At 62.3% G+C, this 15,299-nt stretch carries 13 protein-coding genes; all 13 read left to right on the forward strand.

Annotation, left to right across the window (positions count from 1 at the left end):
• Positions 1–4: 4 nt before the first annotated feature.
• A complete protein-coding gene (locus V1293_RS26395; RefSeq protein WP_334513484.1) occupies positions 5–1,255 on the forward strand; it encodes a DUF1116 domain-containing protein in 1,251 nt (416 codons plus the stop codon).
• Complete coding sequence (fdrA, locus tag V1293_RS26400) at positions 1,252–2,763, forward strand: acyl-CoA synthetase FdrA (RefSeq protein WP_334513485.1); 1,512 nt, start codon at positions 1,252–1,254, stop codon at positions 2,761–2,763. Before V1293_RS26395 ends, fdrA (V1293_RS26400) begins: the two co-directional genes overlap by 4 nt.
• Positions 2,764–2,767: 4 nt before the next feature.
• Entirely contained in the window at positions 2,768–3,727 is a 960-nt protein-coding gene (gene arcC / locus V1293_RS26405; RefSeq protein ID WP_334513487.1) for a carbamate kinase, read from the forward strand.
• Positions 3,728–3,968: 241 nt separating this feature from the next.
• On the forward strand, positions 3,969–5,570 hold the full coding sequence (gene fdrA, locus V1293_RS26410; RefSeq protein WP_334513489.1) for an acyl-CoA synthetase FdrA: 1,602 nt from the start codon (positions 3,969–3,971) through the stop codon (positions 5,568–5,570).
• Positions 5,567–7,015 (forward strand): DUF1116 domain-containing protein, encoded by a 1,449-nt coding sequence (locus tag V1293_RS26415; protein ID WP_334513492.1) that lies wholly within the window; start codon positions 5,567–5,569, stop codon positions 7,013–7,015. Before fdrA (V1293_RS26410) ends, V1293_RS26415 begins: the two co-directional genes overlap by 4 nt.
• Positions 7,016–7,149: 134 nt before the next feature.
• On the forward strand, positions 7,150–8,139 hold the full coding sequence (locus V1293_RS26420; protein WP_334513494.1) for a BMP family protein: 990 nt from the start codon (positions 7,150–7,152) through the stop codon (positions 8,137–8,139).
• Positions 8,140–8,141: 2 nt separating this feature from the next.
• Complete coding sequence (locus tag V1293_RS26425) at positions 8,142–9,710, forward strand: ABC transporter ATP-binding protein (RefSeq protein WP_334513496.1); 1,569 nt, start codon at positions 8,142–8,144, stop codon at positions 9,708–9,710.
• Between the two features lie 7 nt (positions 9,711–9,717).
• Positions 9,718–10,812 (forward strand): ABC transporter permease, encoded by a 1,095-nt coding sequence (locus V1293_RS26430; protein WP_334513498.1) that lies wholly within the window; start codon positions 9,718–9,720, stop codon positions 10,810–10,812.
• Entirely contained in the window at positions 10,809–11,732 is a 924-nt protein-coding gene (locus V1293_RS26435; protein ID WP_334513500.1) for an ABC transporter permease, read from the forward strand. Before V1293_RS26430 ends, V1293_RS26435 begins: the two co-directional genes overlap by 4 nt.
• Before the next feature lie 46 nt (positions 11,733–11,778).
• On the forward strand, positions 11,779–12,612 hold the full coding sequence (locus V1293_RS26440) for a cysteine hydrolase family protein (protein WP_334513502.1): 834 nt from the start codon (positions 11,779–11,781) through the stop codon (positions 12,610–12,612).
• Between the two features lie 266 nt (positions 12,613–12,878).
• Positions 12,879–13,286, forward strand: a complete 408-nt coding sequence (locus V1293_RS26445) for a hypothetical protein (RefSeq protein ID WP_334513504.1) — start codon at positions 12,879–12,881, stop codon at positions 13,284–13,286.
• A 557-nt stretch (positions 13,287–13,843) separates the two neighbouring features.
• Positions 13,844–14,554: a Crp/Fnr family transcriptional regulator gene (locus tag V1293_RS26450; protein WP_334513506.1), complete on the forward strand. Its 711-nt coding sequence runs from the start codon at positions 13,844–13,846 to the stop codon at positions 14,552–14,554.
• 205 nt (positions 14,555–14,759) lie between these two features.
• Positions 14,760–15,275, forward strand: a complete 516-nt coding sequence (locus V1293_RS26455; protein ID WP_442894290.1) for a PfkB family carbohydrate kinase — start codon at positions 14,760–14,762, stop codon at positions 15,273–15,275.
• Positions 15,276–15,299 lie beyond the last annotated feature (24 nt).

Raw genomic sequence — 15,299 nt, forward strand, 5'->3', positions numbered from 1 at the left:
GCCGATGAAGCTGATTAAAGACGCAAACCAACAGGCGCTGGCTCGCATCCTCGAGGGTGAGCCGAGACTGATCGACATCGTCCCCGCAGGCCAGTTGATGAAGGGCCTGCGCGATCGAGTGATCCTTCACGCCGGCCCGCCGATCACCTGGGAGAAGATGTGCGGCCCCATGCGGGGTGCGGTGGCAGGCGCGATCGTCTTCGAGGAATGGGCGCCGGATCTCCGATCCGCGACGGAGCTCGCCGCCAGCGGCGGAATCCAATTTCACCCAAACCATCACTTCGGGGCGGTCGGTCCGATGACCGGCATGACGACGATGTCGATGCCGTTGTTCGTGGTCGAGAATGCGCGCTTCGCCAATCGCGCCTATTGCGCGATCAACGAGGGGCTCGGCAAGGTCATGCGCTTCGGCGGCAACGACGCAAGCGTGCTGAAGCGGCTTGCCTGGTTGCGCGACGTCTTCGGGCCGGCTCTGGGCAAGGCGATCCGTGCCTCCGGCGGCGTCGACCTGAAATCGATCGTCGCGCGCGGGCTATCGATGGGCGACGAGCTGCATCAGCGCAATCTCGCCTGCTCGAGCATTTTCCTCCGTGAGATCGCGCCCTGGATGGCGCGGACGTCGACCGACAATACGACTCTCGCCGAATGTTTGGCGTTCATCGGGCAGAACGATCAGTTCTTTCTGAACATCGCCATGGCGATGGGCAAGGCGATGACCGATCCCGCGAACGGCATTCGTGGTTCGACCATTGTCACGACGATGTGCCGCAATGGAACCGACTTCGGCATCCGCGTCAGCGGGCTGGGCGAACAGTGGTTTACGGCTCCAGTCGAAATGCCGGAAGGCCTCTACTTTGCCGGCTATTCCGAGAAGGATGCCAATCCGGATATGGGCGACTCCGCAATCGTCGAAACGATCGGGTTGGGTGGATTTGCGATGGCGGCGGCGCCGGCGGTTGCAGGCTTCGTGGGCGCCGGCGCACCGTCCGAAGCTGGCAACTTCACCCGCTCGATGGGTGAAATCACCGTTGCGCAGAATCCGGAATGGACCATTGCCGCGCTAGACTTCGCAGGTGTGCCTACCGGCATCGACATCCGCTTGGTCGTCGATTCCGGCGTGGTGCCCGTCATCAACACGGGCATCGCGCATCGCGAACCCGGCATCGGTCAGGTCGGGGCAGGTGTGGTCAAGGCGCCGTTGACTTGTTTCCAGCAAGCGGTGCGTGCCATCGCCAGCGATTTGGGGGTGTCATGAAAGTCGTTGTCGTCAACGAGATCCGCAAGGGATTCTATCTCGATTCGGTCGCGCTGATGCGGCTGTCCCGTGAAGTGGCCGCGTCTCCCGGCGTCATCGAGGCGGCGTTGATGATGGGGACGCCATCCAACGCAGCGATCATGCGCAACGCGGGCTTGCTGGATGAGCGCGTCGCCATAAAGGGCAATGATCTCGTGATCGCGGTCAAGGCGGAAACCGAGCCTGCCGCACGCGATGCCCTCGACGGCGCCATCAAGTCGCTCGACAAGCCGAAGAGCCAGGGCGAAGCGCAGGCCGCATGGCGACCGCATTCCATCGCCGCGGCGGTGAAGCTCAGGCCCGAGACCAACCTTGCGCTGATCTCCGTCCCTGGCGATTTCGCGGCCGCCGAAGCCAGGAAAGCGCTCAATCGCGGCCTGCATGTCCTGATGTTCAGCGACAACGTGTCCCTCGAGGACGAATTGTCGCTCAAGCAGCAGGCGCGCGCAGCCGGCCTGCTGATGATGGGCCCCGATTGCGGAACGGCCGTTATTGGCGGAGCGCCGCTGGCCTTCGCCAACAAACTCCGGCGCGGCAGGATCGGAATTATCGGCGCGTCGGGTACCGGAACGCAGGAGGTCTCATGCCTGATTTCGGAGGCCGGCGAAGGGATCTCACACGCCATTGGGGTCGGTGGCCGTGATTTGAAGAAGGATATCGGCGGGATCACGACGTTGATGGCGATCGATGCGTTCGATTCCGATCCGGACACGAGCCATGTGGTGCTGATCTCGAAGCCGCCGCATCCCGATGTCGCCAAGTCTGTCCTCGCGCGGATCGGGAAAAGCAGGAAGTCGTTCACCGTCTGCTTTATCGGAGCTTCGGAGGTCGAGCTTCCGCCGAATGCCCGCTTTTCGCCAACGCTCAAAGGCGCCGCCGAATTGGCGCTGGGCGGTAAGCGGATCGGGGCAGACTTCGACGCGAACGCCGTCGCCTCGCGGCTTCCGCGAAGGGGCGGTCAAGGCAGGATCGAGGGATTATTCGCCGGTGGAACGCTTTGCGCCGAAGCGCAGGTGATCCTCGCGGCCACCGGTCGCAAGGTGGCGTCGAACGCCGCAATTCCCGGCGTACCCAAGCTCGACAGCGAGCCGAACGGAGGCCGGGACCGGCTGATTGACCTCGGCGACGACGAGTATACGCGTGGGCGACCGCATCCGATGATCGACCCTTCCGTGCGTGATGAAGCATTGCGTGTCGCGCTCAAAAATGCCGATCTCTCGGTAATCCTGCTCGACCTGGTGCTTGGTTATGGCGCCCATGCGGATCCCGCCGAGCATCTGACAAGGATTGTCGCCGAACGCGGGCAGTATGCGCCGGCGCTGATCGCGTCCGTCGTGGGCACAGAGGCGGATCCGCAGGTGCGCTCGGTGCAGGTCAGGAAGCTGGAGCAAGCCGGAATCGTCGTCGCGCCATCGAATGCTCAGGCGTGCGAACTGGCGGTTGCCATCGTCAACAATACCGGGAGGTGAGGAAATGCGTACGCTCAATGATGTGCCGCGTCGCCTTGTGGTCGCGATTGGTGGCAATGCGGTTCATCCCGAAGACATCCGGGGCACTTCCCAGGAGCAGAAGTCCGTCGCGCAGAAAACCGCGGAAGCGCTGTTGCCGCTTGCGCAACTCGATAACGAGCTGGTCATCACGCACGGCAACGGTCCGGTTGTCGGCAAGATCATGATGCGCCAGATGTTGACGATGAGTCGCATCCCGCCGATGGACATGGACATCTGCGTGGCGCACAGTCAGGGCGGCATCGGCTATCTGCTGATGCAGGCGATCGAGAATGCCTTGCGCGAACAAGGCAACCAGAGGCATGTGGCAAGTCTGCTGACCCAGGTTGAGGTCGACAAGGACGACCCAGCCTTCAAGAATCCCACGAAGTTCGTCGGGCCCTTCTTCGCCGAAGAAGAGGCCAAGAAGATCAGTGCCGAACTCAACTGGCCGATGCGAGAGGATTCGGGGCGAGGCTGGCGTCACGTTGTGCCCTCGCCAAAGCCCAAGCACGTCTGCGATATCTCGCTGGTCGATGCATTGGTCAAGCGGGGAACAATCGTCATTGCCGGAGGCGGAGGTGGCGTTCCCGTTGTTCGCGACGCCAAGGGCGTACGCACCGGCGTGCCGGCGGTGATCGACAAGGACTTGACGTCGGCCCATATCGCGAATGTCCTTGGCATTGAGGAACTGCTGATCCTGACGGCCGTGCCGCGCGTCGCGGTGAATTTCGGCAAGCCGAACAAGAAGGAGCTAGATCAGGTCAGCCTCGACGAGATCAAGGCCTATCACCGTGAAGGACACTTTCCTCCAGGAAGCATGGGACCCAAGGTCGATGCTGCCATCCGGTTTCTCGAGGGGGGCGGAAAGCGCGCGATCATCAGTCACCTCGATTGCGCAATGGCGGCGCTGCGAGGCGAGACAGGGACGCACGTGGTTCAATAGTCGGTCCAATTGACGCAGCTGCGGGCATCGGCTTGCGCCAATCTTTGTTCAGTCGGATTCGAGCGTTGGGCAAGATGGCGGGCCGAACCTGAAGCGCCGCCGTGGCGCCTGAACTCACTGAGTTGGAGCAGTCGAGGCGCATGACCGGCGTCTCATCTTTGATCAGATCATCGCTGCTGTTGGCCGGAGCTCAAACATAAAAACGAGCAGGCCTGAGGGAATTCAAGGGAACGACAAGGCAATGGCTATCCAGTCGAGCGTAAAAGCGAACCTGTACAAGGATTCTGTATCGTTGATGCGGATCTCGCAAGTCACGGTCGCGCGGAGCGGCGTGCAGAGAGTTACGTTGTTGATGGGAACACGTAGCAACAAGGAGTTCCTGCAGCAGGCTGGACTGATGACTCCAGCGCTCGAAAGCGCCCAGCCCGGCGACATCATGATCGTGGTGGCAGACGATTCGCCCGACAAGCTCGAAGCTGCGGAGCGAGAAATTCACTCCCTGATTGTCGGCGAAGAATCGAAGGAGGGCCCGACAGAAGCGGCTGCAGAAGCACCGCCGCGATCGATCTCCGACGGCGTCGCGGTTGCCGATCATGCCAACCTCGCGTTGATCTCGGTGCCGGGGCCCTATGCGGCAGCCGAAGCCTTGAAAGCCCTGCGTCAGGGCCTGAACGTGCTGTTGTTCAGCGACAACGTGCCGATCGAACAGGAGCAGGCCATCAAGCGGGTTGCCGCGCAGAAGGGACTGCTGGTCATGGGCCCGGATTGCGGCACAGCGATCATCAACGGCGTCCCGCTTGGATTTGCGAACGTCGTTCGGCATGGCGTCATCGGGCTTGTCGGAGCGTCGGGAACGGGGCTGCAGGAGGTGATGTGCCAGATCCACCGCCATGGCCAGGGCATATCGCAGGCGATCGGTACCGGCAGCCATGACGTCCATAGTCAGGTCGGCGGCATCACCATGTTGCAGGGCCTGGAATTGCTTGCCGCGGATGAGGGTACGAAGGTCATCGCCATCGTTTCCAAACCTCCCGCGCCGGAGGTGCAGCAGCTCGTGATCGATCGGGCGGGGGCGATCGACAAGCCGGTCGTGATCTGCTTCCTGGGCGGCGAATCCGTAGCCTCCACTGGCAATGTTCATCGCACTTGGTCGCTGGAGGAGACGGCGAGGCGTGCTGTCTCTTTCGTGGGAGCGAACAAGCCCGGAAGTGACGAGAAGGCCGCTGAGGAGCTGGCGACGAGGATTTGCGCGTCGCTGGCGCCTTCGCAGCGCTATCTCCGCGGTCTCTATTCCGGTGGAACGTTCTGCTCGGAGGCTCAGACCATTTGGCAGGCGGCCGGCATTCGTGCCCGGTCGAATGGGCCCCTCATCGATGCCGACAGGCTGGCCGACCCGGAAGACAGTTACGGGCATACGGCGGTCGACCTGGGTAGCGATGAATTCACGGTGGGGCGTCCGCATCCGATGATCGACTACGGCGTGCGGATCGACCGGCTCCTGAAGGAGGCGGAGGATCCAACCGTCGCCAGCATCGTGTTGGACGTCGTGCTGGGTTACGGCAGCCATCCGAATCCGGCGGAAATCCTGGCTCCGGCCATCCGCCGGGCGAAGGCCGTTGCGAAAGCAAAGGGGCGAGAGCTTCCCGTCATCTGCTTCGTGTGCGGCACGGATGAGGACCCGCAGCCCTTCGAGGCGCAGAAAGCCATATTGACGGATGCCGGCGCTGAACTCGTCGGCAGCAGCACGGGCGCGGCCCTTGCCGCCCGGGCCATCGCGAGCCGCATGGCGGCGGGTGAAAGCGCTGCTGACCGTCGCGTGATGCAAGGTGGAGAACGACGATGAACGCAGTCCCCGCCGCTCTGCGGAATAGAAAGACCTCCGTCGTCAGCCTCGGCGCCTCCGATCTCGATCGAGGTGTCAAGAGCAGCGGTGCCCCGCTGGTACGCCTGCAGTGGCGGCCGGTCGGCGACGGAAGCCCGGAGGTCGCCTGGAATCTCGCGCAACTGGTCGGCGATGCGAACGATGCGGACTGCCTCGGGTCGCGGATCGATCGCGCCAATGCGGAAGTGCTTGAGCGCGTCCTGACCGCGCAGCCGGTATGGGTCGACGTCGCGGCGCACGCATCCGACGTCTGGCCGGACATGGGCCGGACCCTGCTGCATGCCGGCCCGCCGATCGCCTGGAAGGATATGTGCGGCCCCATGAAGGGGGCAGTCGTCGGCGCAATTCTCTACGAGAAATGGGCGACGAGCCCGGTGGAGGCGGAGCAACTTGCCGTGGGCGGCGGCATTCGCTTTGCGCCTTGCCATGAATTCGGCGCGGTCGGGCCGATGACCGGGATCATCTCACCCTCGATGCCCCTCTTTGTGGTGATGAACAAAACCGCGGGGAATCGCGCTTATGCGCCGATGATGGAGTCCGGCGGCGCCAGGACGTTGCGGTTCGGCGCGTTCGCGCCCGAAGTGCTCGAAGGTCTTAGGCTGATCGAGAATGTCTTGGCTCCGTGCCTGAAAGCGGCTGTCGCCGGCATCGACGGCGGGCTGCCCCTGAAGCCGCTGATGTCGCAGTCGCTGCATATGGGCGACGACGTCCACAACCGCAACACGGCCGCGACCCTGCTGCTGTATCGCGCGGTCACGGAATCGCTCCTCAAATCGTCGATCTCGCGCGACATCGTTCACGAGACGCTGAGGACGATCGGGGCGGACGATATGTTCTTCCTGAGCCTGTCCATGGCGGCGTGCAAGGCGACGATGGATGCCGCGCATGGCGTACCGTTCAGCAGCATCGTCACCGCGATGGCGCGAAACGGCGTGAATGTGGGCATCAGGGTAAGCGGACTGAACGGGCAATGGTTTGTCGGTCCCGCCGACGTCCCTGTCGGCCTGTTCCTGCCCGGATTCAGCGAGGCGGACGCTAATCCCGACATCGGCGACAGCGCGATTACGGAGACGGCCGGACTCGGCGCGTTTGCGATGGCTGCCGCTCCCGCGATGGTCCAGTTTGTCGGCGGTACGCCGCAGGACGCCCTGCGCTATTCGCGCGAGATGGCGCACATCGCGATCGGCCGCAATCCCGGCTTCACGCTGCCGATGCTCGATTTCATCGGTGCTCCGGTCGGCATCGACATCCGCAAGGTCGTGGACGAAGGCATGCGGCCGGTCATCAATACCGCAACGGCCCACAAGGAGCCGGGAATGGGAATCATCGGCGCGGGCGTCGTGCAGGCTCCGATGAAGTGTTTTGTCGATGCCGTGGGAGCGCTCGCGACGATGGCATCTGGATGATGCTGACGCTTCGCTCCGTCGCGGCGGCGCGAAGGGGCGACGTGGGCGGGATCGCGGAGATGCGACGTCCCGACCATCAAGCTGCAGGCACAAGAAAAGAGCCGCAACACAAGAAGCAAACAGGAGGAAACAACATGGATGATACCCGTCGTGCATTTCTGAAAACCGGTCTGCTCTCGGTTGCCTGGATCGGCTCATCGAGCGGATTGTCCTTTGCCGACGACGCGGCAAAGCCGGTCCGTATCGGCATTCTTATTCCGGGATCGAGAGCCGACCATGGCTGGATGGAGTCGGCCTACAACGGCATGAAGGCGGCCGAGCAACGCCACGGCAAGAAGGTTGCGATCACGTCCATCGAGAACGTGAAGTTCGCCGACATGGAGCAGGCGCTCGTGACGCTCGCCACCAAGAACGACATGGTCATTGGCGCCGCGGGGCAGACCCAGGCGTCGGTTCTGAAGGTTGCCAAGCGATTTCCGAAGGTGAAGTTCGCCATCGTCGGGCCCACGGGGCAGCCGACGGACAACGTCGCGCAGTACGACGTGCTGCAGGCCCAGATCGGCTTCATCGCCGGCGCGGTCGCCGCCATGATGTCGAAGAGCGGCGCGGTGAGTTACGTCGGCGGTCTCGAAATTCCGGCGATTGTCAATACCGGAACGGAATTCGCGAACGGCGCCAAATACGTCAAGCCCGATACCAAATGCTTCGTGACCTATACCGGCGATTTTGACGACGTCGCCAAGGCGAAGGAAGCAACCCTTGCCTCGATCGCGCAAGGGGCCGACGTCCACTACAACATTCTCAACCTCGGCGTGCGCGGAATGGAGCAGGCGGCGCGCGAGAAGGGCACCACGATGATCGGAAGCTATACCAACTACTGCTCCGACAACAATCCGCTCTACATCGCCTACACGGTCAGCGGCATCGGGTTCATGGTCGAGTATGCCATCGATCAGGCCGTCGCCGGGACGTGGCACCCGGAATACAAGCAGTTCGGCCTCGCCATGGGTCCGCGTTCGGCCGACATTGAGATCTGTACCGGCGCGACGCCGGAGATCCAGGCGAAGATCAAGGAGCTCAAGGACGACTTGCTGTCGAACAAGATCAAGGTAAAGGTGGGTTGACCGTGGCTCTTCTCGAACTGTCTGGTTTGACCAAGCGGTTCGGCGCTTTCACCGCGCTCGACGACATCTCGCTGGAAGTCGAGCGCGGCGAGGTGCACTGCCTCCTTGGCGAGAACGGCGCCGGCAAATCGACATTGTGCAACCTGGTTTTCGGGGTGCACCGGCCGGATGCCGGTGCGATGATGCTGGGCGGGCATTCGTTTCAGCCCCGCGGGCCGGCGGAAGCGCTCCAGCGCGGCATCGTGATGGTACACCAGCATTTCAGCCTGGTGCCCAACATGAGCGTGGCCGAAAACCTGATGCTTGGGCGTGCCGATGCGGTGCTGAAGCCGCAAGACATCGTCGTTCGCATGGAGCAACTCGCCGCGGAATACGGGCTCGAGATCGATCCGCAGGCGCTGATCGAGGATCTTTCGGTCGGCGAGCGGCAGCGCGTCGAGATCATCAAATGCCTGCTCGGCGATCCGCAACTGCTCGTGCTCGACGAGCCGACCGCGGTCTTGCAGCCGGACGAGATCGATGCGTTGCTGGCGATCTGTCGCCAGGTGGCGCTTCGCGGAAAGTCCGTGATCCTGGTGACCCACAAGCTGGGCGAGATCAATCGCGTCGCCGACCGCACCACGGTGCTTCGGCAAGGCCGGATTATCGAAACGGTGACGATGGCCGGTGCCGACATTCGATCGCTCGTGCGCTCCATGGTTGGCCGCGATGTTCAGTCGGCCGGTTCGGTACTCGCCGCGGCGGTCGATATCGAAGGCAGGGTGCCGGCAAAGCCCGGATCAGGGCCGACGGGAGTGTTGCCTGGTCCGCCCTCGCCGAACGAAGCGCTGCTTCAGATATCGAACCTCGTCTATCGCGACGCGCAGGGCGTGGCGAGGCTTGACGGCTTGAGCGTCACGGTCGGTGCCGGAGAGATTGTCGGGATCGCCGGTGTCGAGGGCAACGGCCAGACTGAACTTGGCCTTATCCTCGCCGGCCTTGCCACACCGAGTGCGGGCTCCATCGATGTCGGCGGCACATCGCTGAGTGGTTGCACACCGCAGCAGATCACGGATGCGGGGGTCGGCATCGTTCCCGAAGACCGCCATGCAGTGGCCTGCATCAAGGAACTGTCGGTGTCCGAGAACCTGTTTCTCGGTTCGATCGGAAAATTCAGCCGTTTCGGGCTTCTCGACAAGCCGGCGCGTCGCAGGGCGGCCGAGACCATGATGCGCGAGTTCGATGTCCGCGCGAGCAGCGCGGACGTGTCGATGGCGAGTCTATCCGGAGGAAATCAGCAGAAAGCGGTGCTCGCGCGCGAGCTCTCGCTTGATCCGCTGGTGTTTCTGCTGGCAGCCCAGCCGACGCGGGGGTTGGACGTCGGCGCGATCGAGGCTGTCTACAATCGCATTCGTGCCGCTCGCGACGACGGTCTCGGGGTGCTTTTGATCTCCAGCGAGCTTGAGGAGTTGATGGCTGTGTCGGACCGGATCGCGGTGATCTACCGCGGAAAACTGGTTGGCGAACTGGCGGCCGGGTCGTTCAGTCGCGAGGCGATCGGCGCGATGATGTCGGGTCACGCACATGTCTAGATTGGCCATGGTTATGAAACATCCGAAGCTTGCCCAGGTCGCGCAGGGCGCCAAACTCGATCTCATGCCGCTGCAGGTGCTCGTTCCGGTGGTGTCGACCGCTATCGCGCTCGGAATCGGCCTGCTCATCATCGCTTCCACGGGAGCGTCGGTCGTCGAAGCCGTTGAAGCGTTCTGGGACGGCATGGCGGGAAGCGATTTCAATATCGGCGCCTCACTCAATCGCGCGATCAGCCTCGGGCTGGTCGGCCTCGGTTTCATCTTCGCCAGCCGCGCCAATCTGACCAATGTGGGAGGCGAGGGGCAGATCGCGATGGGCGGCATGTTCGCGACTGCAGCGGCCCTGCATGGCGCCGGCGGCCTGCCGTTTGGGCTGGCGTTTATCGTGCCGCTCGCGGTGGGAACCGCCGCCGGGGCCCTTTGGGGCGCCTTGGCGGGCTTTCTCAAGGCGGCGCGCGGCACCAACGAGGTCATCAGCACATTGCTGTTGAGCTTCATTGCGCTGCCGTTGGTGTACTGGTCCGTCGAATCCTTTCCTTTGTTGCGCAAGCCGATCAGCGATGTGTCGTCGCTGCCGGAATCGCCGGAGATTCCGGATTCAACCAAACTGCCGCAGCTTTTCCCGGACAGCGGTTCTCCCCTTCATATCGGATTGCTGATTGCGGCGATCGCGGTCGTGGTCGTGTGGCTGGTGCTCAAGCACAGCACGCTCGGCCTGCGGTTGCGTGCCGTTGGCTTGAATGCGACGGCCTCTCGCCGGGCTGGCATGCGGACCAGCTTCTACGTGATCCTGGCCATGACAGTGTCTGGCGGCCTTGGCGGTCTCGGCGGGGCGATCATGATTCTTGGCCAGCAGTTCTATCTGACGAGCGATTTTTCGTCCGGTTACGGATTTGACGGCCTGGTGGTCGGTCTGCTGTCGCGAGGTTCAGCGGTCGGCGTCGTGATCGGTGCGCTGCTGTTCGGATTCCTGCGATCGGGATCGATCAACATGGAGATATCGGCGCATGTCCCGTCCGCTGTCGTCCTGATCTGTCAGGGCCTGATCGTCATCATCATTGCAGGCTCCGCGATCCTCACCAACCGGAAGGTGACCCGATGATCGACGAACAAATGGCTGTGTTTATCGGCTCCGGACTGCGCCTTGCGGTTCCGATCATCTTCGCCGCGACCGGCGAAATGCTGAGCGAACGGGCCGGCGTGCTCAATCTCAGCCTCGACGGCATGATGCTGATGTCAGCCTTCGCGGCGGCGCTGGCATCGTGGGCGACCGGCTCGCCGCTCGCCGGTGTTGCGGCCGGCGTAGTGGTCGCGACATCCCTTGCCGCGGTTCAGGCTGTGTTAAGCGTAACGTTGCGCGCAAATCAACTGGTGGTGGGAATCGGGTTCAATATCCTGGCGCTGGGGACCACCACGTTCCTCTATCGCGAGATCTTTGGGCCGTTGTCGCGCGATCCGATTCCCGGCTTTGCGCAGCTCAATCCCCCGTGGCTTGCCGCCATCCCGGTAATCGGGCCGGCGTTGTCGAACCAGACGGGGCTTGCCTATGTCAGCATCCTGATGGTCATCGTGACATGGCTGCTCCTGACGTACACGTCCTTTGGATTGGCGGTGCGGGCGGTCGGCGAGGATCCGCGCGCCGCGGATAAGGCAGGAATCAGCGTGGCCAGGACGCGCTATCTCGGCGTGCTTTACGCCGGGATCCTGGCGGGCCTGGGTGGAGCGTTCATGTCTGTCGCGGACAGCAATACGTTCACCGAGAACATGACCAAGGGAGCAGGCTATCTCGCGATTACGGCCGTGATCTTTGGCGGCTGGAACCCCTGGTACACATTGGCGGCGTGCCTCCTGTTCGGCTTCGCGACCGCCCTGCAATTCCTGGTGCCAGCACTGCAACTTGATGTGCCGGTGGCGCTCCTGTTGTTGCTGCCTTACTTGCTGGCGCTGATCGCCATCGCAGGCTTCGTCGGAAAGAGCAGACAGCCCGCGGCTTTGACCATTCCGTTCGAGCGCGGCGGTTGATCCGCATATGGACGATAAGAAAGCATGTGCAAGGGAGGAAAGTCCGATGACCAGTTCCACTGCTGCAATGGCCGTAGCGTCAACCGCGCCAATCTCATCCAACCCTCTTGGATCTGCTCCAGGCTACAGATGGCTGGTTGACGACAACAACGTCAACATGGCGTTGGCGTCGCCGCCGCCGATCGCTGTCACGATCAACGCTCAGCCTCAGACCGTGACACTGGATTTGCATCGCACCGTTCTCATCGTTGTGGACATGCAGAACGATTTCTGTGCGAAGGGCGGATGGGTCGACCATCTGGGCGTCGATCACACGCCGGATCGAGCTCCGATCGAGCCGCTGCAGAAGCTTCTGCCCGTATTGAGGACTAATGGCGTCCACGTCATCTGGCTGAATTGGGGTAATCGGCCGGATCTCAAGAACATGCCGCCCAATCAGCTTCATTTGTACAAGCCAAAGGGCGTCGGGATCGGTCTAGGCGAACCCCTGCCTGGCAGTGGCGCACGCGTGCTGCAGAAAGACAGTTGGGCCGCCGCTGTGGTCGATGAACTGAAACAGGAGCCGGAAGACATTCACGTCGACAAATGCCGGATCAGCGGTTTCTGGGATACGCCGCTGGACAGTATTCTGCGCAACTTGGGAACGAAAGCGATCCTGTTTGCCGGCGTCAACACCGATCAATGCGTGCTGCATTCGCTGACGGACGCCAATTTCCTTGGCTACGGCTGTCTTCTGGTCGAAGACTGCTGTGCAACGACGTCGCCGGATTACTGCGTTGAGGCGACGCTCTTCAACGTCAAGAAGTGTTTCGGCTTCGTCACGCACTCGTTGCACGTGATCGATGCGATTCGACAGCAGGTGCAACAGTCCGGAACATAGCGGCGCGCACGCGTCACATCGACGTTTTCCAATGAGGGCCCCCGGAGTTTTGAACTCCGGAGGGGCGGGCACGTCGGCGGGTATGTGCATCCGGCGTTGCGAGCGGCGGAGAGAGAGACGTCAAATCAACAAACGAGCCGAGGGATGGGCCATTAGGCTTGGTATAGCTGATCGCGAGCCCGGGCCTCGCTATTCCTTTGTTGTAAGGAATGTCGCGACGGATGTCGTCGAGGCGAGATCTTGGAACGGTTGGGACGGAGCTGCAGATGAAGCGGGGGCGACCCCAATCAGCGATCGAGATCCAGTTGTCGCATCTGGGTGGAGCCGATCCGCCCACATACCGCCTGTCGATACAGTTGCCGCAAAAGCGGGAAAGGATCGCTCAACTCCTTAAACTGTTCTCGTCCGCGCGAAGACGTCCGGGTCTGACGCCGGATGAAGTCCTGGTCTTCTTTGCGATGGGGTATCTCAGCTTGTCGGTGTCGAACGACGTGATCTTGATGCGCTCGGTTCGCCTCGTCGACGTCGCCGCATCGCTTGGCATGGCGCAGGAAACGGTGCGTCGCAAGGCCATGCGATTGGCTGATGTCGAATATGTCAGCATTACGCGCGACGGAATCCTTATCAAGCGATTTGATATGTGGTGCCAGATGTTCGAGCGCGCCTTGATCTAGCATTGCGACGTGGACGAAATCGGTTCGATGGCTATCGCCACGCAAGGTTCGTCAGCCGATTTAAGACCGCTGGTCGATTCGTCTTGTCATCCGCTCTGTGGCTCGGAAGAGTTAGTGCACAAGTTCGATCACTTCGAGGCTCACAACCGACCATCCGCCATCGCCCGTCTTGCCGAGCTACTTTGCAGGGCGAGCGGGCGTCGCGCTGCGGTGGCGCCTGGAAGCACATCATGACTACCCCGGCACCCCAGTGTCGCGCTGTAAGACGCAGCCAGAGTGCCGCCTGTTCCCGTAGGTTCCCCAATTCCACTCAGAGCCGAGGCCAACTGTTCTTATCGTAACCGGCAACTTGCTTCTTAGCCCCCGAAAGATGACCGCCATTGGCGACCTTTACCGGCCCGGCGGGTTGCGGTAGTGAGTGAATATTGCGTTCAAGAAGGCAGTTTCAAAGCCAGCACAATGAGGGTCGAGTTGGTATCGGTGCAGCGCAGAAGACGCAGCCGCCAAAGACATTGCAGGAGAGCTGCGCGTTCCGCTGAGGGAAGAAGTCTCACGTGATGGGGCGTCCTGCCAACGGCGGTAATCGTCTCCTAGCTGCGTTGCCGCCGGCGGACCTCGCGTTGCTCAGCCCTCATCTCCAGAAGGTCTCGCTTGAACAGGATGCCGTGGTCGTGCGATCGGGAGATCGACGCGAGCATGTTTACTTTCCCCACGGCGGGGCCATTTCCTTCATGCTCGACATGCCGAACGGAGCAACGATTGCAACCGCGGTGATCGGGCGCGAGGGAGCCCTTGGCGCTCTATCGGTCCTGGGAGCCTCCCGATCCTCCGTGACCGCGGTCGTGCGGGTAGGCGGCACCGCATTACAGATTTCCGTATCGCGGTTTCATGCTGCCTACATGGGGAGCAGCGCCATCAGAGACGTGGTTCAGGCGCACACGGGGTCGATTCTTATGCAGCTCCAGCACGTCGCAGCCTGTAATGGGCTGCACCCGGTCGAGGCTCGCTTGGCCCGCTGGCTGCTTGAGCTGCACGATCGAACCGAGGGCAACATCATGTCAGTCACGCAGGAGACGCTTTCGCAGTTGCTTGGAGTGCGACGAACGACCGTGACACTGGTGGTTGCCAAACTCCGTGCCGTTGGTGCTATCAGATCCGATCGGCGGGGCTTGATCGAAATTGACAGGGCGCGGCTCGAGGAAGCTACCTGCGAATGCTACCGCATCATGCGCCGTAAAACCGATCGGATCGTCCCGGATGAGCTGTGACGCCGCGCCTGCATTTTCCGTCGGCCGGCAAAATCTCATGGTGGATGACGGGGCGCAACAGAATTGCAACACGTGGCTTGTAAGTTATTGTTTTTACTGGGGCTGGAACGGTTTCCTAAACCGTAGGTCGGAAGTTCGAGTCTTCCCGGGATCGCCAGCACGTTCGGGTCCACAACGCGGGATCGCCCGCGGTTCGAATCAGCACTTGACCGATATCGTCACGATCACTCCGAGCCCGGCGATCGATCTCTCGACGGCGGTTGACAGGATCTCGCCGGTGGCGAGGCTGCGTGGCCAATCGCAGCGGCGCGATCCCGGCGGGGGCGGAATCAATGTCGCGCGGGTCATCAGGCGGCTCGGCGGTGATGCCCGTGCGATCTACCCGGTCGGCGGAGCGATCGGAAAGCTGCTGCGGCAATTGCTCGATCAGGAGGGCGTTGCCAGCCACACCTGGACGATTGCGGGCGAAACGCGAGAAAATTTCTTCGTCGACGAGATCAGTGCGGGCAAACAGCGCGGAGCCAAGTTCGTTCTGGACACGTCGAGACCGGCGCTCGCCGCAGAGACGGCCGAAGGCGTCGATCTTATCAAGCCAAACCTGCGGGAGATGCGCGTGCAGACTCCTTCCGCCTCGCGGTCGCTGCCGGCGCCGCGGCTCTGCGCCGTCCCGGGACGGAATTGTGCCGGCCGGCCGACGTTACCCGTCTTGCCGATCAGGTGACGATCGAGAAGGCATAAGCGGCCT

The organism is Bradyrhizobium sp. AZCC 1693 (genome assembly GCF_036924745.1).
GTDB lineage: Bacteria > Pseudomonadota > Alphaproteobacteria > Rhizobiales > Xanthobacteraceae > Bradyrhizobium.

Excerpts from the sequence above, each read along its gene's own strand:
- V1293_RS26395 (WP_334513484.1), top strand. The coding sequence starts at position 5 with ATGAAGCTGATTAAAGACGCAAACCAACAGGCGCTGGCTCGCATCCTC.
- fdrA (WP_334513485.1), top strand. The coding sequence starts at position 1,252 with ATGAAAGTCGTTGTCGTCAACGAGATCCGCAAGGGATTCTATCTCGAT.
- arcC (WP_334513487.1), top strand. The coding sequence starts at position 2,768 with ATGCGTACGCTCAATGATGTGCCGCGTCGCCTTGTGGTCGCGATTGGT.
- fdrA (WP_334513489.1), top strand. The coding sequence starts at position 3,969 with ATGGCTATCCAGTCGAGCGTAAAAGCGAACCTGTACAAGGATTCTGTA.
- V1293_RS26415 (WP_334513492.1), top strand. The coding sequence starts at position 5,567 with ATGAACGCAGTCCCCGCCGCTCTGCGGAATAGAAAGACCTCCGTCGTC.
- V1293_RS26420 (WP_334513494.1), top strand. The coding sequence starts at position 7,150 with ATGGATGATACCCGTCGTGCATTTCTGAAAACCGGTCTGCTCTCGGTT.
- V1293_RS26430 (WP_334513498.1), top strand. The coding sequence starts at position 9,718 with ATGGTTATGAAACATCCGAAGCTTGCCCAGGTCGCGCAGGGCGCCAAA.
- V1293_RS26435 (WP_334513500.1), top strand. The coding sequence starts at position 10,809 with ATGATCGACGAACAAATGGCTGTGTTTATCGGCTCCGGACTGCGCCTT.
- V1293_RS26440 (WP_334513502.1), top strand. The coding sequence starts at position 11,779 with ATGACCAGTTCCACTGCTGCAATGGCCGTAGCGTCAACCGCGCCAATC.
- V1293_RS26445 (WP_334513504.1), top strand. The coding sequence starts at position 12,879 with ATGAAGCGGGGGCGACCCCAATCAGCGATCGAGATCCAGTTGTCGCAT.
- V1293_RS26450 (WP_334513506.1), top strand. The coding sequence starts at position 13,844 with ATGGGGCGTCCTGCCAACGGCGGTAATCGTCTCCTAGCTGCGTTGCCG.